At 64.4% G+C, this 19,094-nt stretch carries 16 protein-coding genes; 6 read left to right on the top strand and 10 right to left on the bottom strand.

Translation table 11 applies throughout. The features are described from left to right. Positions 1–200 precede the first annotated feature (200 nt). Positions 201–1,208: a bile acid:sodium symporter family protein gene (locus tag HD883_RS01755; RefSeq protein WP_179588116.1), complete on the top strand. Its 1,008-nt coding sequence runs from the start codon at positions 201–203 to the stop codon at positions 1,206–1,208. Positions 1,209–1,319: 111 nt separating this feature from the next. Here HD883_RS01755 and HD883_RS01760 read toward each other — a convergent pair whose 3' ends face one another. From HD883_RS01760 to HD883_RS01775, 4 genes are all read right to left on the bottom strand, one after another. Then, positions 1,320–2,522, bottom strand: coding sequence for a DUF2863 family protein (locus tag HD883_RS01760; RefSeq protein WP_179588115.1), 1,203 nt, complete (start codon positions 2,520–2,522; stop codon positions 1,320–1,322). Positions 2,523–2,612: 90 nt separating this feature from the next. Continuing rightward, a complete protein-coding gene (locus HD883_RS01765) occupies positions 2,613–3,587 on the bottom strand; it encodes a Bug family tripartite tricarboxylate transporter substrate binding protein (protein ID WP_179588114.1) in 975 nt (324 codons plus the stop codon). A gap of 160 nt (positions 3,588–3,747) precedes the next feature. Continuing rightward, positions 3,748–4,698, bottom strand: a complete 951-nt coding sequence (locus HD883_RS01770) for a hydroxymethylglutaryl-CoA lyase (protein WP_179588113.1) — start codon at positions 4,696–4,698, stop codon at positions 3,748–3,750. Continuing rightward, positions 4,695–5,891, bottom strand: a complete 1,197-nt coding sequence (locus HD883_RS01775; RefSeq protein WP_179588112.1) for a CaiB/BaiF CoA transferase family protein — start codon at positions 5,889–5,891, stop codon at positions 4,695–4,697. The genes HD883_RS01770 and HD883_RS01775 overlap by 4 nt, the downstream gene beginning before the upstream one ends. Positions 5,892–6,120: 229 nt before the next feature. On the opposite strand from HD883_RS01775, the gene HD883_RS01780 reads away from it, so the two are divergent. Next, positions 6,121–7,314, top strand: coding sequence for an alpha/beta hydrolase (locus HD883_RS01780; protein ID WP_179588111.1), 1,194 nt, complete (start codon positions 6,121–6,123; stop codon positions 7,312–7,314). Positions 7,315–7,459: 145 nt separating this feature from the next. On the opposite strand, the gene HD883_RS01785 is transcribed toward HD883_RS01780, so the two are convergent. The 6 genes from HD883_RS01785 to HD883_RS01810 form a co-directional block, all read right to left on the bottom strand. After that, positions 7,460–7,789, bottom strand: coding sequence for a 2Fe-2S iron-sulfur cluster-binding protein (locus HD883_RS01785; RefSeq protein ID WP_179588110.1), 330 nt, complete (start codon positions 7,787–7,789; stop codon positions 7,460–7,462). Continuing rightward, positions 7,770–8,882: a DUF2242 domain-containing protein gene (locus tag HD883_RS01790; RefSeq protein ID WP_179588109.1), complete on the bottom strand. Its 1,113-nt coding sequence runs from the start codon at positions 8,880–8,882 to the stop codon at positions 7,770–7,772. Before HD883_RS01790 ends, HD883_RS01785 begins: the two co-directional genes overlap by 20 nt. Before the next feature lie 278 nt (positions 8,883–9,160). Beyond that, positions 9,161–10,054: a LysR family transcriptional regulator gene (locus tag HD883_RS01795; protein ID WP_179588108.1), complete on the bottom strand. Its 894-nt coding sequence runs from the start codon at positions 10,052–10,054 to the stop codon at positions 9,161–9,163. A 185-nt stretch (positions 10,055–10,239) separates the two neighbouring features. After that, positions 10,240–12,939, bottom strand: coding sequence for an aconitate hydratase AcnA (gene acnA / locus HD883_RS01800; protein ID WP_179588107.1), 2,700 nt, complete (start codon positions 12,937–12,939; stop codon positions 10,240–10,242). 105 nt (positions 12,940–13,044) lie between these two features. Beyond that, positions 13,045–14,043, bottom strand: a complete 999-nt coding sequence (locus HD883_RS01805; protein ID WP_179588106.1) for an HpcH/HpaI aldolase/citrate lyase family protein — start codon at positions 14,041–14,043, stop codon at positions 13,045–13,047. A 16-nt stretch (positions 14,044–14,059) separates the two neighbouring features. After that, on the bottom strand, positions 14,060–15,049 hold the full coding sequence (locus HD883_RS01810) for a malate dehydrogenase (RefSeq protein WP_179588105.1): 990 nt from the start codon (positions 15,047–15,049) through the stop codon (positions 14,060–14,062). A 277-nt stretch (positions 15,050–15,326) separates the two neighbouring features. Here HD883_RS01810 and HD883_RS01815 point away from each other — a divergent pair, with 277 nt between their 5' ends. The 4 genes from HD883_RS01815 (at position 15,327) to sdhA (ending at position 19,018) form a co-directional block, all read left to right on the top strand. After that, positions 15,327–16,151, top strand: coding sequence for a GntR family transcriptional regulator (locus HD883_RS01815; RefSeq protein WP_179588104.1), 825 nt, complete (start codon positions 15,327–15,329; stop codon positions 16,149–16,151). Positions 16,152–16,439: 288 nt separating this feature from the next. Continuing rightward, a complete protein-coding gene (gene sdhC, locus HD883_RS01820; RefSeq protein ID WP_179588790.1) occupies positions 16,440–16,853 on the top strand; it encodes a succinate dehydrogenase, cytochrome b556 subunit in 414 nt (137 codons plus the stop codon). Then, positions 16,853–17,236: a succinate dehydrogenase, hydrophobic membrane anchor protein gene (gene sdhD, locus HD883_RS01825; RefSeq protein WP_179588103.1), complete on the top strand. Its 384-nt coding sequence runs from the start codon at positions 16,853–16,855 to the stop codon at positions 17,234–17,236. The genes sdhC and sdhD overlap by 1 nt, the downstream gene beginning before the upstream one ends. Positions 17,237–17,239: 3 nt before the next feature. Then, positions 17,240–19,018 (top strand): succinate dehydrogenase flavoprotein subunit, encoded by a 1,779-nt coding sequence (gene sdhA / locus HD883_RS01830; RefSeq protein WP_179588102.1) that lies wholly within the window; start codon positions 17,240–17,242, stop codon positions 19,016–19,018. Positions 19,019–19,094 lie beyond the last annotated feature (76 nt).

Genomic DNA, 19,094 nt, shown 5'->3' on the forward strand with positions numbered 1-19,094 from the left:
CACTACTCCGTCAAGAGGCGTGCGCTAAGAGACTGCGCAGGATGTCAAACGCCGATTATCAGGGAATCGTTTGCGGTTTTGCACCAATAACCCCGGGGTTCACCGGGCTTTCTTGGTAACCACGTTTCCGGTATAGGCGTGATCGGGGGATAATACCGGGCTATCCGCCGCGTGCGCTTGTCCCGTCCCAGAACCTTCCCATGACCCGTCCCCGCTTTCTTCCCGACAACTTCACGCTCAGCCTGTTGGCGACCGTGTGTATTGCCAGTTTCCTTCCCTGTTCCGGCCAGACCGCGGTCGTGTTCGAGTGGATCACCGACATCGCCATCGGCCTGCTGTTCTTTCTGCATGGCGCCAAGCTGTCGCGCGAAGCCATCGTGGCGGGCATCACCCACTGGCGCTTGCACATCCTGATTTTCCTGTGCACGTTCGCCATGTTCCCGGTGCTGGGCGTGGCGCTCAAGCCGCTGCTGTCGCCCATGGTCACGCCCGAGCTGTACACCGGCATCCTGTTCCTGTGCGCCTTGCCGGCCACGGTGCAGTCGGCGATTGCGCTCACGTCCATCGCGCGGGGCAATATCCCGGCCGCGATCTGCAGCGCGTCGGCGTCCAGCCTGCTGGGCATCTTCCTGACGCCGCTGCTGGTCAGCGTGATCCTGACAACCAGCGGCACGCACGCCATGTCGTTCGACGCCATCGGCAAGATCCTGCTGCAACTGCTGCTGCCCTTTGTGCTGGGCCAGATCGCGCGCCGCTGGATCGGCGGCTGGGTCACCAAGCACCGCGCCATGCTCAAGTACGTGGACCAGGGCTCGATCCTGCTGGTCGTGTACACCGCCTTCAGTGAAGCCGTGGTGGGTGGCCTGTGGAGCCAGGTGTCGGGCACGGTGCTGGCCGGTCTGCTGGCGGTGTGCGCCGTCATCCTGTTCATCGCCTTGCTGTTCACGACCTTTATCAGCCGCGCGCTGGGTTTCTCGAAAGAAGACGAGATCACCATCGTGTTCTGCGGATCCAAGAAGAGCCTGGCCTCGGGCATCCCGATGGCGAAGGTGCTGTTTTCGAGCGGCGCCGTGGGCGCCATCGTGCTGCCCATGATGCTGTTCCACCAGATGCAGCTGATGGTGTGCGCGGTGCTGGCGCGCCGGTACGCGTCGCGGGTGGAAGAGCCGCTGGAAGTCGAAGCGCCGAAGGTCAAGCCAGCGGCCTGACCGGTAGGCCCGGTCGGCCCGGCAATACAAAAGTCCGCACGGCGTTGGCCGATGCGGACTTTTTTTATGGCTTTGCGGGGATGGCGCGTGAGGCGCTGTGCTGCGCCCCGATCAGTGGAAATGCGTCGGCGACGTATCCGCTTCTTCGGGCGGCTCGGCGTGGACCATCTCGCCCAGCGGATTCGGAAAGTAGGGCGCGCCGCAGTCTTCGCAGAATTCCAGCGGCATCAGGCCCGGCAGGCGTCGGATGTCATCCACGCCCAGTTCCTTCAGGATACTGGCGATCTGTTCAATGGTGGGCGACTCTTCGGTATCGTCGTCCCGGCCGAACACCGGCCACGTCGCGCCGTAGATCACGTCGTTACGGTTGCGGGCGGTGAAACCCACGCGATATTCCTCGATATCCGTCTCGCCGCAGCCGGCAATCACTGCCCGCAACTGCGCGGGCGGCATGTTCAGCGCCGTTTCGATCCAGCTGACGGCTGCCTGCATCGACAAGGGGCGGACCCGGCGGTCGGCTTCACGGTTGTTGACGTAATAGGCGTCAGGCAACAGGCATTCAAAGCCGCAACCGGGCAGCAGGTCCGCAAAGATGGGCGTGGCCTGGGCGACCCAGGCGTCCAGGCATTCATCACGGCCGGTGGTGGCCGCGGCCGGGCCAGCGGCGCCCACGCCTTCCTGCCAGCGGAATACCGGCTTGCCGCGCGGCACCGCCACGGCGCCCACCACATAACGCGTGTCGGCCAACAAATTGGGTACGTCGGACGACGCCAGGGTAGATCGCGGCACGGGCAGTTCCAGGGCCCGCGCGCCCAGGCGCGTCAGCCACTGCAGCGTGGCGCTGAACGACCGGGGCATCTGGTCCACGCTGTAGAGTTCGGACGCCAGCGCCAGGCGGACGTCGGCGGCCAGGATGTGGCCATGCAGGTGCGCGCTCAGCGCGTCCAGCGATTCCTGGCGGATGCGGCCCGACGGGATGGTGAATCGCGTCCAGGCCACCACGGGCGCGACCACCAGCAGCACGTCATAGGACTCGCCATCCTTTTCCATGAAGGTGGATTCGGACAGCGTCTCGGCCTGTTCGACCAGGATTTCGTAGCCGCCCGCATCGGTTTCCAGCAGCGCGTCCAGCGCCGCTTCGACCGCGCCGTCCTGCCCGGCGTGGAGCAGCTTGCCCAGCAGGGTTTCGATCTCGCGTTCCCAGTAACGGTCTTCCACACGGCTGCCGGAGCCATTGAGGGCTAACGACAGTGCGACGAGCCGTTCGGCGTCACGGGTGTAGCGGGCGTTGGTTTTGTTGCGGGGTCGGGCCATGGAGGATCTGATTCGCTTGCGGGGGATAACAACCCGCTAGTGTATCTCCGTCCCGGACCCGGCTCCCGGCGGCTCGTCCGAATGACCGGGCTATTCCTGGATGTTGGCGGCTTTGACCACAGCCGCCCAACGCGTCAGCTCGCTTTGCGTGTAGGCGCCCAGCTCCTTCGGGCCCATGAAGCGGGCTTCGGCGCCCAGTTCCGCCGCCTTCTTGCGGAAGGCGTCGGTGGCCATGATCTTGCCGATTTCGCCTGCCACCTTGTCGATCACCGGTTGCGGGGTGCCGGTCGGCGCGTACATGGCGAACCACGACGACACTTCCAGGTCAGGAAAACCCGCTTCGGGCGCCGACGGCACGTCCTTCAGGCTCTCGATGCGTTTGGTGTCGGTCACGGCCAGCGCGCGCAGCTTGCCCGACTGGATGTGGCCCATCAGCGGCGGCGGGGTGGTGATGGTCAGGTCGACTGCGCCGCTCAACAGGTCGGTCAGCGCCGGACCGGTGCCCTTGTAGGGCACGTGGGTGATGTCCACGCCTGCCTGCATCTTGAGGAGTTCGGTGGCCACCTGTTGCAGCGACCCGTTGCCCGACGACGCGTAGTTCAGCTTGTTCGGATTGGCCTTGGCGTAGCTGACCAGGTCTTTCAGGGTCTTGATCGGCAAGTTGGCGTTGACCACGATCACCTGCGGCGCGGACAGCACGTTGGCCACGGGTGCAAAGTCCTTGATCGGGTCCCAAGTCAGGTTCTTGACCACGGCGGGCGTGATGACCTGATAGCCGGAATACTGCAGCAGCATGGTGTAGCCGTCGGGCTTGGCGCGCGCCACGGCCTGGGCGGCGATGCCACCCGATGCGCCTGGGCGGTTTTCAACGACAACGGGCTGGCCCAGCGCTTTGGACAGCGGTTCGGCAATCAGGCGGGCCGCCAGATCGGTCGTGCCGCCGGCCGCCGCCGAGGCGATCAGGGTGATCGGGCGTTGCGGGAAGGCGGCGTCGGCGGCGTGGGCCGTGGGGGCCAGCACGGCGAAGGAAACGGCAAGCGCGAGCGGGGTCAGGGTACGTAGCATGGAGAGTCTCCGATATTGTTGTGGGTGATGCGTGGCGCGGCGAAAGTGCTCTGCGAAGTGGCGTGCCGCGGCCGGGTCAGTGGTCAGGGGGGTCAACGGTCGAGGTCAGCGGTCGTGGTCAGCGTTCGTGGTCAGCGGTCAAAAACAGGGCTAAGCGGGATCACGCCGCGCCAAAGTGGTCCGCCAGCCAGGCCGGCGCGGGGTGCGTGCGCAGGCGCGGTCCGGCCGACAGCAACTGGTTGGACAAAGGCCGTTCCACCAGTTGCGGCAGGCCGGCCACGACGTCAAGCAAGGGCGTGAGCGTGACGCCGGTGTCGACGCCCATGGTCTCGAACATGTGCACGAGTTCTTCGGTGTTGACGTTGCCACTGGCGCCGGGCGCGTACGGACAGCCGCCCAGGCCACCCGCTGCCGCGTCGAAACGCATGACGCCGACCTGCCAGGCGGCAAGTGCGTTGGCCAGGGCCATGCCGCGCGTGTTGTGCAGGTGGGCCGTGATGGCCACGTGGGGCAGGGCGCGCGACACCTCGTCGCAGATCGCCGCCACCTGGGTCGGGAAAGCCATGCCGGTGGTGTCGCACAAGGTGATGCCGGCCGCGCCGGCGTCGGCGAAGGTCCGGGCCAGGCGCAGCACTTCGGCAGGGTCGACGTCACCTTCAAACGGGCAGCCGAAGGTGCATGACAGGGACACCGTGCAGGCCACGCCCGCCTTGCTGGCCTCGGCCAGCATGGCCAGCAACTGTGCGGTCGACTGGTCGCGCGTCATGCGCAGATTGGCGCGATTGTGGGTTTCGCTGACCGACATCACCAGATTCAGTTCGTCGGCGCGGCTGGACAGCGCCCGCTCCAGCCCGCGCAGGTTCGGCACCAGGCAGGTGTAGATCGTGCCAGGGCGGCGGGTGATGCGCTGCATGACCGCCTCGGCATCGGCCAGCGCCGGGATGGCCTTGGCCGACGTGAAACTGGTCACTTCGATGCGCTTGAAGCCGCAGGCCGACAGGGCGTCGATAAAGGCGATCTTCTCGTCGGTCGGCACCTGGCGTTTTTCGATCTGCAGCCCGTCGCGCGGCGCCACCTCGTTCATTTCGATGCGGGTCGGTCCTTGGCTCATGCAATCACTCCCTTGCTGCGCAGCAGCGCGATCTGGTCGTTCGACAGGCCCGCTTCGTGCAGGATCTGGTCAGTATGTTCCCCCAGCGTGGGGGCGCGATGGCGAATGGCGCCCGGATGGGCCGACAGCCTTGGCACGATGCCGGGCATTTCCACCTCGATGCCGCTGGCTGCCGTGATCTTGGCGATCATGTCGCGCGCCCGATAGTGCGGATCTTCGGCAATATCGCGCGCGGTATAAATGCGGCCCGACGGCACCTGCGCTTCTCGCAAGGCTTCCAGGATGGCGCCACTGTCATGCTGGGTGGTCCAGGCTTCGATCGCGGTATCCAGTTCCACCGAGCGCAATGCGCGTCCGTCATTGCGGGCCAGGTCAGGATCGTCGGCCAGGTCGGGGCGGCCCATCTTGCGCATCAGGCGGATAAAGATGCCATCGCCATTCGCGGCGATCAGGATGTACTCGCCATCGCCGCAGCGGTAGGCGTTCGACGGCGCAATGCCGGGCAGCGCGCCGCCCGCAGGCTGACGCACCGCGCCAAACACCGAATATTCCGGCAGCAGACTCTCGCTCAGGTTGAACAGGCCTTCGTATAGGGCCGCGTCGATCACCTGGCCTTCGCCGCCGCGTGCGTCGCGTTCGTACAGGGCCAGCAGCAAGCCCAGCGCGCCGTGCAGGCCGGCAATCGTGTCACCCAGCGACAGGCCGGCACGCACCGGCGGGCGGCCGGGTTCACCTGTCAGATAGCGCAGGCCCGCCATGGCTTCGCCGATCGCGGCAAACCCGGGTTCGTCACGCTTGGGCCCGGTCTGGCCGTAGCCCGACACGCGCAGCATGATCAGACGCGGATTGATCGCATGCAGGGCTTCCCACGACATGCCCCACTTTTCCATCGTGCCCGGACGAAAGTTCTCGATCAGGATATCCGCGCTGGCGGCCAGCGTGCGCACCAGTTCCTGGCCGTCTTCCTGGCGCAGGTCGATACACACGGACTGCTTGCTGCGCGATTGCGCTTCCCACCAGACCGACGTGCCTTCATGCAGCAGACGCCACTTGCGCAGGGGGTCGCCCTGGCCAGGCGGTTCGATCTTGATGACCTGCGCGCCGAAATCGGCAAGGGTCTTGGCGGCGAAGGGTCCGGCAATCAGCTGGCCTAATTCGATGATCTTGATGCCATCAAGGATTTGGCGGGTCATGGTGTGTTCCGTTATCGGGCAGGCTTGCAGTGTGCCCGACAGCCGGTGATGCCCGGAAGCGCCGATTCGGCAAACGGGCTTTCCCGATTCGCGAAGACAGGGATTTACCCGAGCCACAGTTTCCAACATGACCGCACTAGTGGTTTGCACGAATCCCGGCTAGGCTGTTGGCTGAACCGCAGGCGACGGCGCGCGCCGGCCTGCCGCCCCGCCTGTTGGAGACTTCCCCATGATGTCCGTTTTCCTGTCCGCCCGGCCCGCCGCGGCGTTCGCCCTGGCTGCGTGCGGCGCCGTGCTGCTGGCCAGTATTCCCACCGCCGCCGCCGCGGCTGCCGAAACGGCGCAGCGCGTGGCGCCGCCGGCAACGAGCGCTGAGGCCGCGTCGGGTACCCGACCCGCTGGCACGTCGTCCGCCATGCGGTCCGTCGCCTTATCCACGCCAAGCGCGCCAAGCGCGCCAAGCGCTCCAAGCGCCGCGCCGTCCGATCCTGACCCAGCTGACAGATTTGCCGTCTTTACGTCGGCCAGCGCCGCCGCGGCCATTGCCAGACCGGGCCCGTCCCGCCAGGCCATCTACACCGCGGCGCCGACCAGCGACCGCATCGTCAAATCGCGCGCCATGGGGGAGTACCGGATCCGCGTGGCAGTGCCGACGACGCCGCCGCCCGCCGAAGGCTATCCGGTTGTCTACGTACTGGACGGCGACGATTACTTCAATCCGGGCGTGAAGCTGGCCGACCACCTGATTCGTACGTCAAACGGCGCGATGACGCCCGGCATCATCGTCGGCGTGGGTTACCCCGGCGATTCGCGCCGGTCTTATGACTACCTGCCCGCCTCGCCCGTGTCGCCCGATGTCGAACGCCGGCCCGATGGCCGCCCGATTATCGACGACGTCTACGGTGGCGCCGACCATTTCCTGGACTTCCTGGAAAAAGAACTGAAGCCGCAGATCCAGGCAAGCTACCGGATCGATGCGCAGCGGCAGGCGCTGTACGGGCATTCGTATGGCGGCCTGCTGGCAGTCCACGCGATGTTCACCCGGCCAGACATGTTCCAGACCTACCTGCTGTCCAGCCCGTCGCTGGGCTGGAACGGGCGCTACGTATTGACCGAAGAACCCGGCTTCAATGCCAAGGTAAAGAGCGGGACGCATCGCATTTCAACCGTCGTGACCGTGGGGGAGTTCGAACAGGCGCTGTCTCCCGAACAGTTGCGTGCCCCCGACGCCGCGGAACGCGCCGCCCGCGCCGCCCGCCGCCGATCCGTGGACAGCGATCGCGACCTGTCGGCGCGGCTGGACGCGCTGGCGCCCGATCGCCTGCGCAGCAAGTTCCGGGTGTTTCCAGGAGAGGTGCACGGCACCGTGGCGCTACCTGCGTTTGCCTATGGATTGCCGACCGCATTTGCCGCGCAGCACTGACCTGCGGTGTTGCCGTACGACATCCAGCCAAGGCAATATCGTGCGACATCAGGCTGCGGCATCCACCTGCGGCATCCCTCTGCCGTAGTTGGTTGCGGCATTGAGCCGCGGCATATTGCTACTGCATTGACGTGCCCACACCCACTCAGCGCGGCTCGATCCGTTCCGCCTCGGGCACGTCGATCACCAAAGGCGACTGCGCCACGGCCACGCAGGGCAGCAGATAGCCTTCTTCCTTCTCGCTGGAACTCAGGCCCGGCCACTCCACCCGATACCGGATCGACCCTTCCACCAGCACGCTGATGCACGCGCGGCAGGTGCCGTTGCGGCACGAGGTTGGCAGCCGGATGCCGGCCCGCCGCGCGGCCTCGAACAGGGACTCATCGGACCTGGCATCAAAGTGCCAATCCATCGGCTCGACGCGCACCGCAAAGGTCTCGTCGGCCGGAAGGGAGTCAGTTGGCGGTTGGGACATCGGGGCCAGGGGCGGCACCAGGGGCGACGGGGTCGGCGACAGGCGCGGAGGGTTGGGCAGCGGGGGCAGCGGGTATCGAGGCAGGGGTGGAGGCGGGTGCCGAGGGCAGGGCATCGGGAGACGATCCCGGCGCGCTCGCAGGAACATCTGACTTCGACTCCGCAGCCTTCGATTCCACAGCCTTCGACTCCGCCGCCTTCGGCTCCGCAGCTTTCGACTCCGCCGCCTTCGGCTCCGCAGCTTTCGACTCCACAGCTTTCGACTCCACAGCTTTCGACTCCGCAGCCTTCGATTCCGCAGCCGTCGATTCCGCCGCCTTTGATTCCGCAGCCTTGAATTCCGCCGCCTTCGCCGCCGCGGCGGCCGGTTCCACCGGCTTCAACTCGACGGGTCGAGCATCCGTCGCCTGGGGCGCAGCCGCTTTCGGCGCCGCTGTCTGCACCCCCGGTGTGGCGCTGGCGGGGATCGCTCCTGCCGGTTGCGGGACCGGCGCCTGCGCACGAGCCGCCGCGGCCGAGGCAGCCGCCGCCGCTTCCGCCGCTTGCGCTGCGGCGCGGCCCTGCATCGGCGCCAGATACTGCTCCAGCAAGCCGAAAAAACCGTTGTAGAAGCGGGGCGCGGCGATCGTCTCGCTGCCCACCTTCACCATCGAATCATCGCTGGTACCGAAAGGCATCGACACCGAACCCAGAATGCTTACACCCAAACTGGCCGAGCTTGCCGTCTTCTTGAGCGTATACCGGTCCTGCACGGCATTCACGAACACGCTCGACGACGTCCCATCCGCGCTGTCGGGCGCGCAGACGATATGGAATTCGATCTCGACATGCGCCTCGGCCGTTTGCTGGAAGCTCTTGCGGCCGTCCACCACGTCGGTCGACGCCTTATTGATCAAATATCCCTGGCTCAACAGTGCACGGCGCGCGGACTCGCATGCTTTCACAGCAGGCGCTGCATACGACCGCGAGTAGGTCGACGATTCATCGAAGTCCTCGTGGTCGTACATCGACGTCTTGCGGCTGGCGCAACCGGCCAGCGCGCCGCCAAGCAGCACGACCAAGACGAAGGCAAATAAGGGGGACGTCCCACGCATGACTACGGATTCCTGAAAGAGTGGGCATTGCGCTTCACACGGCGCGGACCACTACGGATGGACGACAGCCGAACACGGACGACAGCCCTGCATAGACCACAGCCCTGCACGGACAACCGCCAGCACAGGCAACCGCCTTGGACGGACGCCTGGCGCCGATGTCCAGCGAGTGTAGCGAACTTGTTTGAGACAAATATGGAGGACACGATGCAAACGTTGCCCGACGTAAGCGCAAGCTGACCGCCACCTTGAAGCGCCCCCGATGCAGCCAGAGCCTTTCAAGATGCCTCCAGATGCCCCAGCAGCAGGCGCGCCGACACCGTCAATGCGTCCGGGTCTCGCACGCCCAGCAACAGGCTGCGGCGTGCCCAGGTGTCTTCCAGCGGCACCAGCTTCAACCGCATCGACCGGACGTGCGGTTCGACCGCCAGTCGCGGCAAGATGCCCACCCCCATGCCGGCCGCCACCATCCGGCACACCGCATCGAAGCTGCGCACCTGGATCCGCAGGCGCAGCGGTTTTTCGATCCGGCTGCTTTCTTCCAGCAGGCGATTGGCCAGTGACGTGGCCTCGGGCAGGCTCACAAAATCGCTGTCCAGCGTCTCGACAAACCGCACCGACGTCTTGCGCGCCATGGCGTGGCCGCGCGGCACGATCAGCACCAGTTCGTCATCGCGATAGGGTAGGGTGACCAGGCCCTGCGCCTGCGTCCGGTCGGCAAAGATGCCGATGTCCGCGCGATTCTCCAGCACGGCTTCCACGATCGTGCTGCTGTTCTGCTCTTCCAGCTCGATGCGGATGGCCGGGTGCGCCACCATGAAAGACGACAGGTCATCCGGCAGGAACTGCGTGATCGACGACGTGTTCGCCCAGATCCGCACCGTGCCCCGCGCGCCCGATGAATAGTCCGACATCATCCCGGCCATCTGCTCCACATCTTTCAGAATGCGCAGCGCATGGGTCAGGCAGGCCTGTCCGGGCTCGGTCAACTCGATCCCAGACGCGCGCCGGTACAGCAGCGGCGCGTTGACGGCCGCTTCCAGGTCGGCAATTCGCCGGCTGGCGGCGCCCACCGCCAGATGCACCTGCCGCGCGCCCGCCGAGATGCTGCCGTGACGGGCGACGGCGACGAACAAGGCGAGCGTCACGAGGTCGAAGCGCGAAACATTCATGTGAATTCCTGAAAACCCCGACTCGCCATAACGACACCGCCGCCCGGCCCGGCACCTTGAAGGCACCAGAGCGGGCGGCGGGGAAGATCGGACTTGCTGCAGGTCGGACCCTGCTGCCGGTCCGGCCCTGCGTTGACGTTCAAAGCATGCTCGACGTGGTCACGATCATGCAGTGATCAGTGCCCTTACGCAGCCATCAACTGACGCAGCACGAACGGCAGGATGCCGCCGTGATTGTAGTAGTCGACTTCGATCGGCGTGTCGATACGCAAGAGCAGCGGCACGTCGCGCGTGCGGCCATCGGCCCAGCGCACGGTCAGCGTCACATCCATTTGCGGACGGATGCCGTTTTCCAGGCCCGAAATGTCGTACGTCTCTTCGCCGGTGATACCCAGCGACTGCACCGAGTCCTCGCCCTTGAACTGCAGCGGCAGCACACCCATGCCCACCAGGTTGCTGCGGTGGATACGTTCAAAGCTGCGCACGATCACCGCCTTGACGCCCAGCAGCTGCGTGCCCTTGGCCGCCCAGTCGCGCGACGATCCGGTGCCGTATTCCTCGCCACCAAAGATCACGGTCTGCGTGCCTTCCGAGATGTACTTCATGGCGGCGTCATAGATCGACAGTTCTTCGCCGCCCGGCTGGAAGCGCGTGATGCCGCCTTCGACCCGGCTGCCGTCGGCGTTCGGCGGGATCATCAGGTTCTTGATCCGCACGTTCGCAAAGGTGCCGCGCATCATGACTTCATGGTTGCCGCGGCGGGCGCCGTAGCTGTTGAAGTCGGGCTTGAGCACGCCGTTGGCGATCAGGTACTTGCCCGCGGGGGATGTGTCCTTGATCGAACCGGCAGGCGAGATGTGGTCGGTCGTGATCGAGTCGCCGAACACGCCCAGCGCGCGGGCGTTTTTCACGCCCGGCATCGGGGCGGGTTCCATCTCGAAGTTGTCGAAGAAGGGGGGTTCGGCAATGTAGGTCGAATCCGGCCATTCGTAGACGTCGCCTTCGCCGCCCTTGATCTTCTCCCACAGCTTGCCCGGGTTCTCCTTGACCTGCGCGTAATTGGCGCGGAACACGGCCGGGTCCATGGCGTACTTCATCACTTCGTTGATTTCGTCCGACGTAGGCCAGATATCGCCCAGCCACACATCACCGTCCTTGCCCTTGCCCACGGGTTCGGTCATCAGGTCGCGCTTCATCGTGCCGGCCAGGGCGTAGGCCAGCACCAGGGGAGGAGACGCCAGGAAGTTGGCCTTGATGTTTGGATGGATCCGCGCTTCAAAGTTCCGGTTGCCCGACAGCACGGCCGCGCACACCAGGTTGTTCAGGTAGATCAGTTCGTTGAATTCCGGCGCGATGTCACCGGCGTTGCCGATACACGTCGTGCAGCCATACGCCGCCACGCTGAAGCCCAGTTTTTCCAGGTAGGGCAGCAGGCCGGCCCGTTCCAGGTATTCGGTCACCACGCGCGATCCTGGCGCCAGCGACGTCTTGATGTGCTTGCGCACCTTCATGCCACGTTCCACCGCCTTCTTGGCCAGCAGGCCGGCGGCCAGCATCACGCTGGGGTTGGACGTGTTGGTGCACGACGTGATGGCGGCAATCAGGATGTCGCCGTTCTGCAGTTCGACGCCATTGTCGGCCTTGAAGACCTGGTCGAGCTTTTCGGGCGGCTGCGAAAACCCGTTTTCGGCGGCCGACTTGCTGAACAGATCCGAAAACGTGTTCTTGACGTTGCCCAGCTCGATCCGGTCTTGCGGGCGCTTCGGGCCGGCCAGCGACGGGGTCACGGTCGACAGGTCCAGCGTGATCAGCTTGGTGAAATCAATGTCGGCAGCCGCTGGCACGCCGTACATGTTCTGCGCGCGGAAATAGGCCTCCAGCGCCTCGACTTCGTCCTTCGTGCGGCCGGTGCCCTTGAAGAATTCGATGGTGCGATCGTCCACCGGGAAGAAGCCCATGGTCGCGCCATATTCCGGCGCCATGTTGCCGATGGTGGCGCGGTCGGTCACGCTCAGGCTGGTCGTGCCTTCCCCACAGAATTCCACGAACTTGCCGACCACTTTTTCCTTGCGCAGCAGTTCGGTAATGGTCAGCACCAGGTCGGTCGCGGTCACGCCTTCACGCAGCTGGCCCTTCAGTTCCACACCCACCACGTCGGGGGTCAGGATGTAGACCGGCTGGCCCAGCATGCCGGCTTCGGCTTCGATACCGCCCACGCCCCAGCCCACGACGCCAATGCCGTTGATCATGGTGGTGTGGCTGTCGGTGCCGACCAGCGAATCGGGGTAGTACACCTTGTCGCGCTTGAACACGCCGCGCGCCAGGTATTCCAGGTTGACCTGGTGGACGATGCCAAAGCCCGGGGGCACCACACCGAAGGTGTCGAATGCCTGCATGCCCCACTTCAGGAACTTGTAGCGTTCCTGGTTGCGGGTGAATTCGATCTTCATGTTCAGGTCCAGCGCCTTGGGCTTGCCGAACTCGTCGATCATGACCGAGTGGTCGACCACCAGGTCCACTGGCACCAGCGGTTCGATCGACTTGGCGTTCTTGCCCTGCTTGGCGGCCACGGTGCGCATCGCGGCCAGGTCGGCCAGCAGCGGCACGCCGGTAAAGTCCTGCAGCACGACGCGGGCGACCACGAACGGGATTTCTTCTTCGCGCGGGGCGTTGGGCTTCCAGGCAGCCAGTTCACGGATATGGTCTTCCGTCACTTTCTTGCCATCACAGTTGCGAAGCACGGCTTCAAGCACGATCCGGATCGACACCGGCAGGCGTTCTACGGCAATGCCGAGCGCCTGGCCAAGCGCGGGCAGCGAATAGTACTGACCGGTTTTCTTGCCGATCTTGAAGTCTTTGAGCGTATCGAATGTGTTGTGCGGCATGAATGCCTCCATGGAAAGACCGTAACCCCAGTTGAAAGAAACCTGTTGCTTGCGTCTATTGGAACATGGCCCGCGCGCGCCCTGGATCACCGCACGCGTCGGGGCTCAGGAAAAGAAACGTTGCGTGGCCGCGGGCGACAGGTTCGCCCCGGTCGCATGGGCGCGCCGAAGCACGTCCCAGTAATAGCGATAGCTGGCCCGATCGTGCAGCCGGCCCTTGCCCGATCCGTCGTCGTCGCGGATCGGCCCCCAGTCGGCGTCCTGCGCGGCCATGAGGATGCGTTCGGCATTCCGGATGTCGTCGGCGCTGGGCGACAGCGCCGCCACGATAGGGTTGATCTGCGCGGGGTGGATGCTCCACATCCGCGTATAGGCAAATTCGCGGCTGGCCCGGGTCGCGGCGCGCGACAGCACGTCGGGCGAATCGAGTTCGGTCACGACATTATGCGACGGCACCTTGCCATACGCATGACAGGCCGCGCTGATTTCCAGCTTGGCGCGCGCGATCAGGGGATGGTCGAACTGGCCTTGCGCCGTCAGCGCGTCGGCCGGAATCGCGCCGCGATGCGACGACACGAAATCCATCAGTCCGAACGAAATGCACTCGATCCGCGGGTGCGCGGCGATACGGAACACTTCGCGCAGCGCGCCATGGGTTTCGATCAGCACATGCACGGACAGCGGCCGTGTCAGGCCCGCTTCGTTCGAAATGCGTTCGATAGCCTCGACGGCGTTGGCGGCGTCGTGGGCGGAATTGAGTTTGGGTACGGTAATGTAGGCCAGCTTGTGGCCTGCGATCCCGATCAAGGTTTCGAGATCGTTGATGAATGCCTTGTGATGCACGTCGTGGACGCGGGCGCCGACACGGCCGTGCCGGTTCGCGTCGCTGGCGGCAAGCCGGGCAGCCATTTCGGCATGCTCGGCTTCCCGTCCGACGGCAGCCCCATCCTCACAGTCGAGGGTGACATCGAAGACCGGTCCGGCCTCGGCTTGCAGCGCGAGGCTTTTGGTCATCAGTTTTTCGGAGCCTGCATAGTGATCGCAGACCGGCAGCACGACAGGCTGCCGGCCGGATTCATGCAGCACCTGTGAGGGATGCGTCATGGGGCTGGTGTCCTGATTAGCCGAGCAGATGCTTGACGCCGTCGCGCTCTTCCATCAGTTCCTTCAGCGTGAACTCAATGCGTTCGCGCGAGAAGGCGTCGATTTCCAGGTCTTTCACGACCGAGTATTCGCCGTTCTTGGTGATGACCGGCACGCCGAAGATCACGCCTTCCGGCACACCATACGAGCCGTCCGACGGAACACCCATCGTGACCCACTTGCCGTTGCTGCCCAGAACCCAGTCACGCACGTGGTCGATGGCGGCGTTGGCGGCCGAGGCTGCCGACGACAGGCCGCGCGCGTCGATGATCGCCGCGCCGCGCTTGCCGACGGTCGGGATGAAGGTGTCGCGGTTCCATGCGTCATCGTTCAGCACCGACAGGGCGGGCTTGCCGGCCAGGGTGGCGAAACGGTAGTCGGGGTACATCGTGGGCGAGTGGTTGCCCCAGACGATCAGCTTTTCGATGTCGCCGACGGCCACGTTGGTACGGGCAGCCAGTTGCGACAGGGCGCGGTTGTGATCCAGGCGCAGCATCGCGGTGAAGTTGCGCGCAGGCAGGTCCGGCGCCGACTTCATGGCGATGTAGGCGTTGGTGTTCGCGGGATTGCCCACGACCAGCACCTTCACGTTGCGGCTGGCGACGGCATTCAGTGCCTTGCCTTGCGCCGTGAAGATCTGCGCGTTCACGGTCAGCAGGTCCTTGCGTTCCATTCCCGGGCCACGCGGGCGGGCGCCCACCAGCAGTGCGACGTCGGCGTCCTTGAACGCGGTCATCGGATCGCTGTGCGCCGTCACGCCTTCGAGCAGCGGGAACGCGCAATCTTCGAGTTCCATGATGACGCCCTTCAGCGCCTTCTGTGCTTTTTCGTCAGGGATCTCGAGCAATTGCAGGATAACGGGCTGGTCCTTGCCGAGCATTTCGCCGGAAGCGATGCGGAACAGGAGGGCGTAGCCGATTTGTCCGGCAGCGCCGGTCACGGCAACGCGCATTGCGGGCTTAGTCATGTATGTCTCCGAAGCGGAAGATAAGTGGGAATGACGCGGCGCCAAGTGTAACTCCGCATCAAGGGCGCCGGAACGTCTGGGTCGATACCAACGGTAGCAAGCAGGATGCCGGCCGGGTCCGTTCCCTGGGTGGACATCGAAAAGCGATGGCGGGCATCGAGTTTACGGACTCGAATGTGTGCCAGCAATAAAATATCTTATGTTTTATATAAGACATAAGATGTAAATCCGTATTCCGGTTGGACACTCCACCCGGCGCCATGACACAATTCGTCCCATGTCGATAACCCCTGCCACGCCTGCTGCGCGCCCGGCCTCCGAGCCTGCGACCGCGGCGCCGCCTGCCGCGTCCGTCGCGGCATCCGCCGCCGGCACGCCCGCCCCCGGCGCGGCGTTCAGCCCGCTCTACCGGCAGATCAAGGGTCTTATCGTGCAAAGCCTGGACCGCGGCGAATGGAAGCCGGGCGAAGCCATTCCGAGCGAACTCGACCTGGCGTCGCGCTTCAAGGTCAGCCAGGGCACGGTGCGCAAGGCCATCGACGAGCTGGCAGCCGAAAACCTGCTGCTGCGCCGCCAGGGCAAGGGCACCTTCGTCGCCACCCATCATGAAGACCGTGTGCGCTTCCGCTTCCTGCGGATGACGCCCGACGATGGTGAACCCGTCCAGTCCGACAGCCGTTTCCTTGAATGCCGCCGCATGCGTGCGCCGTCCGAAGTCGCGCGTACGCTCGACCTGCGAGGCGGCGACAGCGTCGTCCAGATCCGCCGCGTGCTGTCGTTCGACAGCGTGCCGGCCGTGATCGAAGAAATCTTTTTGCCAGGCGCGCAATTTCGCGGGCTGACCGCTGAACGTCTGGCTGAGTACACGGGTCCCATGTATGGCCTGTTTGAAACCGAATTCGGCGTGCGCATGATTCGCGCCGATGAAAAGATCCGCGCGGTGGCTGCCGCGGACAGCGACGCCGCGCTGTTGAAAGTCGCGGCCGGCGCGCCGTTGCTGCAAATCGAACGGGTGTCGTTTACCTACGAAGACCGGCCTGTCGAGATGCGTCGCGGCCTGTATCTGACGACGCATTACCACTACAGAAACAGCCTAAGTTGAACCCCTTATCGACCTGATTTGATACGACCCCCCGGAAAGTGGGAAAATAGCGTGTTTCTCGGATTTCATCCGGTATGGACATCGCTAGGTCTGTTCTAAGGCCGAACGTTTGTTCTAAGACTGAACGAGCTTGCTCGCAGAGGTACAGTCGGGAGAAAGAAGGAGCAAGAAGAGCGCACAAAAGAATATCCGCGGGGCAGGGCGGATCAGGCCAGCAGTGGCTTGCCGATCGCCCCGCGTCTAAGACAGGTTTCTTTCCATGGTTTGGTTACTTTCCCCGAGGTCGTGATGTCCGACTCTGCAGCAAAACCCCGCCCGCAGTTCCGCAATCTAACGTTTGGTCAGCTGGCCACCTACCGTCTGCCCCTGGCAGGCAAGCTGTCCATCCTGCACCGCATTACGGGCTTTCTCCTGTTCCTGGCGCTGCCGCTGATCCTGCTGCCGTTCTTTGAACGCAGCCTGATCTCCGAAATCGGCTTTGCCGACTTCGCCGAGTTCGCGACCAACCCGATCGTCAAGGTCGTGTTGCTGATCCTGATCTGGGCCTACCTGCATCATTTCTGTGCGGGCATCCGGTACCTGCTGCTCGACGTGCATATCGGCCTTGAAAAGGCATCCGCCGCACGTAGCGCCGCCATCGTTTTCGCCGTCAGCCTGCTGCTGACTGCTGTGTTTGGTCTCAAATTGTTCGGAGTGTTCTGATGGCTGCCTCGGAAAATATCGGTCGCAAACGCCTGGTCGTCGGCGCGCACTATGGCATCAAGGAATGGATCATCCAGCGCGTGACTGCGGTTGTGATGGTCATCTACACGCTGGTGCTGGGGATCGGCACGCTGATGATGCCGGCGTTCACCTACGAAAACTGGGTGCACCTGTTCAATTTTGAAGTCTTGCATTTCCCGCTGGGCAAAGTGCTCGCCATGCTGACCTTCCTGTCGCTGTTCTACCATGTCTGGATTGGCATGCGGGACATTTGGATGGACTATGTGCGGCACGCTGGCCTGCGTCTGACCTTGCAGGCATTTACCGTTCTGTGGCTGGTCGGCTCTGCCGTCTACGCAGCACAAATTCTCTGGAGAATCTGAGTCGTGGTCGCTGTCAATTCAACCCTTCCGCGCCGCCAGTTCGATGTGGTGGTAGTCGGAGCCGGTGGGTCCGGCATGCGTTGCTCCCTGCAACTGGCGCAGGCTGGCCTTAGCGTGGCCGTGTTCTCCAAAGTGTTCCCCACCCGCTCCCATACCGTGGCGGCCCAGGGCGGTATCGGCGCCTCGCTCGGCAACATGAGCGAAGACAACTGGTTCTGGCACATGTTCGATACCGTCAAGGGTTCCGACTGGCTCGGCGACCAGGACGCGATCGAATTCATGTGCCGCGAAGCGCCAAATGCCGTGTACGAACTCGAACACTTCGGCATGCCGTTCGACCGCAACGCCGACGGCACCATCTATCAGCGTCCGTTCGGCGGCCACACCGCCAACTTCGGTGAAAAGCCCGTGCAGCGTGCCTGTGCCGCGGCCGACCGTACCGGCCACGCGCTGCTCCACACGCTGTATCAGCGCAACGTGGCCGCACGCACCCAGTTCTTTGTCGAATGGATGGCGCTGGACCTGATCCGCGACTCCGAAGGCGACGTGGTCGGTATCACCGCGCTGGAAATGGAAACGGGCGAGATCTACATTTTTGAAGCCAAGACGACCGTGTTCGCCACGGGCGGCGCCGGCCGGATCTGGGCTGCGTCCACCAACGCCTTCATCAACACCGGTGACGGCCTGGGCATGGCGGCTCGTGCGGGCCTGCCGCTCGAAGACATGGAATTCTGGCAATTCCACCCGACCGGCGTGGCCGGCGCGGGCGTGCTGATCACCGAAGGCGTGCGGGGCGAGGGCGGTATCCTGCTCAACAAGGACGGCGAACGTTTCATGGAACGTTACGCGCCTACCCTGAAAGACCTGGCGCCGCGTGACTTCGTGTCGCGCTCCATGGACCAGGAAATCAAGGAAGGCCGCGGTGCGGGTCCTGACGGCAGCTACGTGTTGCTCAAGCTCGACCACCTGGGCGCCGACGTGATCCACAAGCGTCTGCCGTCGATCGCCGAAATCGCGCTCAAGTTCGCGAACGTCGACCCGACCAAGGAACCGATTCCCGTGGTCCCGACCATCCACTACCAGATGGGCGGTATCCCGACGAACGTGTTCGGCCAGGTCGTGGTGCCGAAGGACGGCAACCCGAACACCATCGTCAACGGCCTGTACGCGATCGGCGAATGCGCCTGCGTGTCGGTGCACGGCGCGAACCGCCTGGGCACGAACTCGCTGCTGGACCTGGTCGTGTTTGGCCGCGCGTCGGGCAACCACATCGTGTCGCAGAACCTGAAAAGCCGCAGCCACAAGCCGCTGCCGGCCGACGGCACCGACGCAACGCTGTCGCGCGTGGCGGCGATCGAAGGCCGTGCAACGGGCGAACGTGTCCAGCATGTGGCCAACGACATCCGCAACTCGATGCAGCATCACTGCGGCGTGTTCCGTACGCAGGAATTGCTCGACGAAGGCGTCGTCCAGATCAACGAACTGGCCGAACGCGCCAAGTCGGTGGCCCTGAAAGACCGTTCGAAGGTGTTCAACACCGCACGCGTCGAAGCGCTGGAACTGGACAACCTGATCGAAGTGGCCAAGGCGACCATCGTGTCGGCGGCTGCGCGTAACGAAAGCCGCGGCGCCCATGCGCACCGCGACTTCCCGGAACGCAACGACCAGGATTGGCTGCGCCACTCGCTGTTCTATTCGGAAGGCAACCGCCTGGACTACAAGCCGGTCAACCTGAAGCCGATGACGGTGGAAAGCTTCCCGCCCAAGGCCCGGACGTTCTAAAGCGACGAGGGCGGCCGGTCCGCCTTCACCAGACAGTATCACCCCCGGCGGCCGGCTCAACAGCCGGCGCCGGTCT

Origin of the sequence: Pigmentiphaga litoralis, assembly GCF_013408655.1 — a bacterium.
In the GTDB taxonomy this organism is placed as follows: Bacteria; Pseudomonadota; Gammaproteobacteria; order Burkholderiales; family Burkholderiaceae_B; genus Pigmentiphaga; species Pigmentiphaga litoralis_A.

Bases quoted from the DNA above. Each gene is read 5' to 3' on its own strand.
- HD883_RS01815 (WP_179588104.1), top strand. From the start codon at position 15,327: ATGTCGATAACCCCTGCCACGCCTGCTGCGCGCCCGGCCTCCGAGCCT.
- HD883_RS01805 (WP_179588106.1), bottom strand. From the start codon at position 14,043: ATGACGCATCCCTCACAGGTGCTGCATGAATCCGGCCGGCAGCCTGTC.
- sdhC (WP_179588790.1), top strand. From the start codon at position 16,440: ATGTCCGACTCTGCAGCAAAACCCCGCCCGCAGTTCCGCAATCTAACG.
- HD883_RS01780 (WP_179588111.1), top strand. From the start codon at position 6,121: ATGATGTCCGTTTTCCTGTCCGCCCGGCCCGCCGCGGCGTTCGCCCTG.
- acnA (WP_179588107.1), bottom strand. From the start codon at position 12,939: ATGCCGCACAACACATTCGATACGCTCAAAGACTTCAAGATCGGCAAG.
- HD883_RS01810 (WP_179588105.1), bottom strand. From the start codon at position 15,049: ATGACTAAGCCCGCAATGCGCGTTGCCGTGACCGGCGCTGCCGGACAA.
- HD883_RS01795 (WP_179588108.1), bottom strand. From the start codon at position 10,054: ATGAATGTTTCGCGCTTCGACCTCGTGACGCTCGCCTTGTTCGTCGCC.
- sdhD (WP_179588103.1), top strand. From the start codon at position 16,853: ATGGCTGCCTCGGAAAATATCGGTCGCAAACGCCTGGTCGTCGGCGCG.
- HD883_RS01770 (WP_179588113.1), bottom strand. From the start codon at position 4,698: ATGAGCCAAGGACCGACCCGCATCGAAATGAACGAGGTGGCGCCGCGC.
- HD883_RS01765 (WP_179588114.1), bottom strand. From the start codon at position 3,587: ATGCTACGTACCCTGACCCCGCTCGCGCTTGCCGTTTCCTTCGCCGTG.
- HD883_RS01790 (WP_179588109.1), bottom strand. From the start codon at position 8,882: ATGCGTGGGACGTCCCCCTTATTTGCCTTCGTCTTGGTCGTGCTGCTT.
- HD883_RS01760 (WP_179588115.1), bottom strand. From the start codon at position 2,522: ATGGCCCGACCCCGCAACAAAACCAACGCCCGCTACACCCGTGACGCC.
- HD883_RS01775 (WP_179588112.1), bottom strand. From the start codon at position 5,891: ATGACCCGCCAAATCCTTGATGGCATCAAGATCATCGAATTAGGCCAG.
- HD883_RS01785 (WP_179588110.1), bottom strand. From the start codon at position 7,789: ATGTCCCAACCGCCAACTGACTCCCTTCCGGCCGACGAGACCTTTGCG.
- HD883_RS01755 (WP_179588116.1), top strand. From the start codon at position 201: ATGACCCGTCCCCGCTTTCTTCCCGACAACTTCACGCTCAGCCTGTTG.